At 66.6% G+C, this 3,645-nt stretch carries 4 protein-coding genes and 1 pseudogene; 3 read left to right on the top strand and 2 right to left on the bottom strand.

The window, feature by feature from the left end; all coding sequences use genetic code 11:
* Positions 1-183 (top strand): alpha/beta hydrolase (locus LPZ50_RS22970; protein ID WP_230665137.1); only part of this gene is annotated, 183 nt, incomplete at its 5' end.
* Between the two features lie 172 nt (positions 184-355).
* Here LPZ50_RS22970 and LPZ50_RS22975 read toward each other — a convergent pair.
* Both LPZ50_RS22975 and LPZ50_RS22980 read right to left on the bottom strand, forming a co-directional pair.
* Complete coding sequence (locus LPZ50_RS22975) at positions 356-871, bottom strand: GNAT family N-acetyltransferase (protein WP_230665138.1); 516 nt, start codon at positions 869-871, stop codon at positions 356-358.
* Between the two features lie 34 nt (positions 872-905).
* Complete coding sequence (locus LPZ50_RS22980; RefSeq protein ID WP_230665140.1) at positions 906-1,595, bottom strand: phosphatase PAP2 family protein; 690 nt, start codon at positions 1,593-1,595, stop codon at positions 906-908.
* 232 nt (positions 1,596-1,827) lie between these two features.
* On the opposite strand from LPZ50_RS22980, the gene miaB reads away from it, so the two are divergent.
* Together miaB and LPZ50_RS22990 are read left to right on the top strand one after the other, a co-directional pair.
* Complete coding sequence (gene miaB / locus LPZ50_RS22985; RefSeq protein ID WP_230665141.1) at positions 1,828-3,240, top strand: tRNA (N6-isopentenyl adenosine(37)-C2)-methylthiotransferase MiaB; 1,413 nt, start codon at positions 1,828-1,830, stop codon at positions 3,238-3,240.
* Positions 3,237-3,645: pseudogene (locus LPZ50_RS22990) on the top strand (PhoH family protein); the annotation flags it as partial. The gene miaB and the pseudogene LPZ50_RS22990, both read left to right, overlap by 4 nt.

Consider the following 3,645-nt stretch of genomic DNA (forward strand, 5'->3'; position numbering starts at 1 on the left):
GGCGATCCCGCCACCCCGATTGCCTGGGCCGAGGCCATGCGGAAGCAGCTCGGCAACGCATCCCTAGTGACCTGGCAGGGCGAAGGACACACCGCCTACGGCCGCTCCAACCGCTGCGTCTCCACCGCCGTCGACGACTACTTCCTGGACGGCAAGCTGCCCGCCGACGGTACCCGCTGCTAGCCCATGTGGCGGGGTCCAGCGCTGAGCCGTGCCTCCGCGCTATAGGTGGGCGGCGCGGGGTTCCAGGAGCGCCGGTAGTTCCCTGATCGAGGGTACGACGGCGGTGGCGCCGGCGGCGCAGTAAACCCAAACGCCCCGGTGCCGGCTGCCGGCGCGCCGCGCAAAGCGCGTTTCATGCCAGCGGCTTGCTCATGACCACGCTGCGGTAGTTGGCATGGGCCCATTGGGCGTATTCAATCACCCGATAACCCTGCCGTTCGTACCATGCGCGCAGGTGTTCCGCGGGCTCGGCCGTATCCAGCGCGATTTCCCTGGCGCCGCAGGCGGCGGCCCTGGCTTCGGCCCAGTCCACCAGGCGCGCGCCCAGCCCGCATTGCTGCATAGCCGGGTCAACCGCCAATTGCGCCAGGCCGGCTACGTCGGGACGATCCAGCCAGGGCGAGCCCCGCGTCCGGGCCGGCGGCTTGAACACCACGGTGCCCACGATGGTTCCACGTAGCAGGGCCAGATAACATTCCGCCGCCAGCATGCGTTGGCGCGTCACTTCGGCGCTCTGGTCCACGGCCATGAAATTCAGGCCCATGGCGCCCAGCCGCGCATAGGCACGATGAAGCAGCGCGGTAAGCGGCTCGGCGTCATCGTCCGGCATGGCCCTGCGGATTTCGATGGCGGGCTGATCGTGTGACATGCGCGGAAACCGGGAACGATATGCCCGCAGAATATCAGGCGCCGCGCCGCCAGTGCCAGGGCGCGCGCAGCATCCAGCGGTAGCGTTCTGCCAAGATGTACGGCGCCAGGTAGTGCGCCACCATGATGCCGATGAAGGCCGCCGTGGTGACATCGGACAGGAAGTGGTCGCGGTTGATCACCCGGCTGATGGCCACCAGGGCGGCCAGCAACATCACCGGCATGCGCCAGCGTGGCGCGATTTCACCGATGACGGCGGCCACGGCGAAGGCGGTCAGGGTATGGCTGGACGGGAAAGAATCGAACGGGTCGCCGGCAAACGGCACACCCAGGCCGTGCCAGCCCTGTTCCAGCAGCACCTCGGGGCGTGTGCGGGCCACGATTTTCTTCAGCACCAGGGTGATCAGGCCGCCAATGGCCATGGTGCCCAGCAGCAGCATGCTGTAGCGAGCCAGTTGTTCGAAGCCGACCCGCACCGGGCAGGTCCAGCCGCGCCGCATGCCCACCAGGGACAGCACGTACACCAGCAGCCCGGCCAGGATGTAACCCTCGCTGTCGCCCAGGTCGCCGATCTGGTTGAACACCTCGTTCACCGATTCGGGCACGTAGCGTTCAATGGCGTGGGTCAGCGGCTGGTCGATCCAGCGGCTCATCAGCAGCAGCACTACGGCAAAGCAGGCGGTAAGCGCCACGCCACGAAACGGCCGGGAAGAATGGGCGGGCATGGCTAGGGGCGCATGGGCAGGCAGGGAGGTCGGGGGCAGGCCGCGCGGCGATGTCATGGGCAGGAAAAGTGGGAATCGGAACGTGGGGCGACCCGGCCTGGGCATGATCGCGCGGCTGACATCGTATACGCCAATTGCGTCCGCTCCAAGACCGGGATTGCATCGACGCGTTAAAATCCGCGTTTCTCCTACCTTTCCGCCCCCGGGATCTACACCCGTCACGGCGCACGACATGCAAGAAACCTCGATCAAGCGCGCAGGCGCCCCTGCCGCCGCTACGCCCTCCAACTCCACCCGCAAACTGTACATCCGCACCTTCGGCTGCCAGATGAACGAGTACGATTCCGACAAAATGGTCGACGTACTGCGCGGCGACCAAGGCCTGGAAATTACCAACAACCCCGAAGACGCCGACGTCATCCTGTTCAACACCTGTTCGGTGCGTGAAAAAGCCCAGGAAAAGGTGTTCTCGGACCTGGGCCGCGTCCAGCACCTGAAAAAGCTCAATCCCAACCTGGTGATCGGGGTGGGCGGCTGCGTCGCCAGCCAGGAAGGCGAAGCCATCGTCAAGCGCGCGCCCTATGTCGACGTGGTATTCGGCCCGCAAACCCTGCACCGCCTGCCCGACCTGATCAGCCGCCGCCGCGCGTCCGGGCGTTCGCAGGTGGACATCAGCTTTCCCGAAATCGAAAAGTTCGACGCCATGCCCCCGCCGCGCGTCGACGGCGCCACGGCGTTCGTGTCCATCATGGAAGGCTGTAGCAAGTACTGCAGCTTCTGCGTGGTGCCCTATACGCGCGGCGAAGAAGTCTCGCGCCCCTTCGACGACGTGCTGGTCGAAGTGGCCGACCTGGCCGACCAGGGCGTGAAAGAAGTCACCCTGCTGGGCCAGAATGTAAACGCCTACCGCGGCGCCATGGGCGACAGCGGCGAAATCGCCGATTTCGCCACGCTGCTGGAATACGTGCACGAAATTCCGGGCATCGAGCGCATCCGCTACACCACGTCGCACCCCAAGGAAATGACCCAGCGCATGGTGGACGCCTACGCCAACCTGCCCAAGCTGGTCTCATTCCTGCACCTGCCGGTGCAGGCCGGCAGCGACCGCGTGCTGGCGGCCATGAAGCGCGGCTACACCACGCTGGAATTCAAGTCGGTGGTGCGGCGCCTGCGCGCGGCGCGCCCCGGGCTGACACTGTCGTCCGACTTCATCGTGGGTTTCCCCGGCGAAACCGAGGAAGACTTCCAGAAAACCATGAAGCTGATCGAAGACGTGGGCTTCGACACGTCGTTCTCGTTCGTCTATTCGCGCCGGCCCGGCACGCCCGCGGCCGACCTGGCCGACGACACCCCGCAAGACATCAAGCTGCGCAGGCTGCAGCAATTGCAGGCGCTGATCAACCAGCAGGCCGCCGATATCGCCCGTGCCATGGTGGGCACGCGCCAGCGCCTGCTGGTGGAAGGCCCGTCGCGGCGCGACCCCAACGAACTGATGGGCCGCACCGAGAACAACCGCATCGTCAACTTCGCAGCCCCGGCGCGCCTCATCGGCCAGATGGTCGATGTGGTCATCACCGAGGCCTACCCCAATTCGCTGCGCGCCCGCGTGGCGGATGTCGACCGTCCTGAACAAGGCCACGCATGAGCGCCACCCGCAGCCGTTCCCGCCGTAGCATGCCCGTGGTGGTCGTGCTAGAGGGCGACAACACCCATCTGGCCAATCTGTGCGGCCCGCTGGACGAAAACCTGCGCCAGCTGGCCGATGGCATGGGGGTGTCCCTGTCACGGCGCGGCAGCCGCGTCACGCTGGAAGGCGAACGCGGCGAACTGGCCGGCCGCGCCCTGCGCCGCTTTCACGAGCAGGCCGTGCATCGCGCCCTGTCCGTCGACGACATCCAGCTGGGCCTGGTGGAAATGACGCGCAAGCGCACCCGTGATTCGCTGGCGCACCAGCTGTGCGAGCCCTGCCCCATGTGCGAGTCGCGCGGTAACGTGCGCACGCCGCGCACGGTCTGCTACGAGATCCTGCGCGAGATCCTGCGCGAGGCGC

The organism is Bordetella petrii, from assembly GCF_020991325.1.
GTDB classification, from domain to species: domain Bacteria; phylum Pseudomonadota; class Gammaproteobacteria; order Burkholderiales; family Burkholderiaceae_B; genus Bordetella_A; species Bordetella_A petrii_E.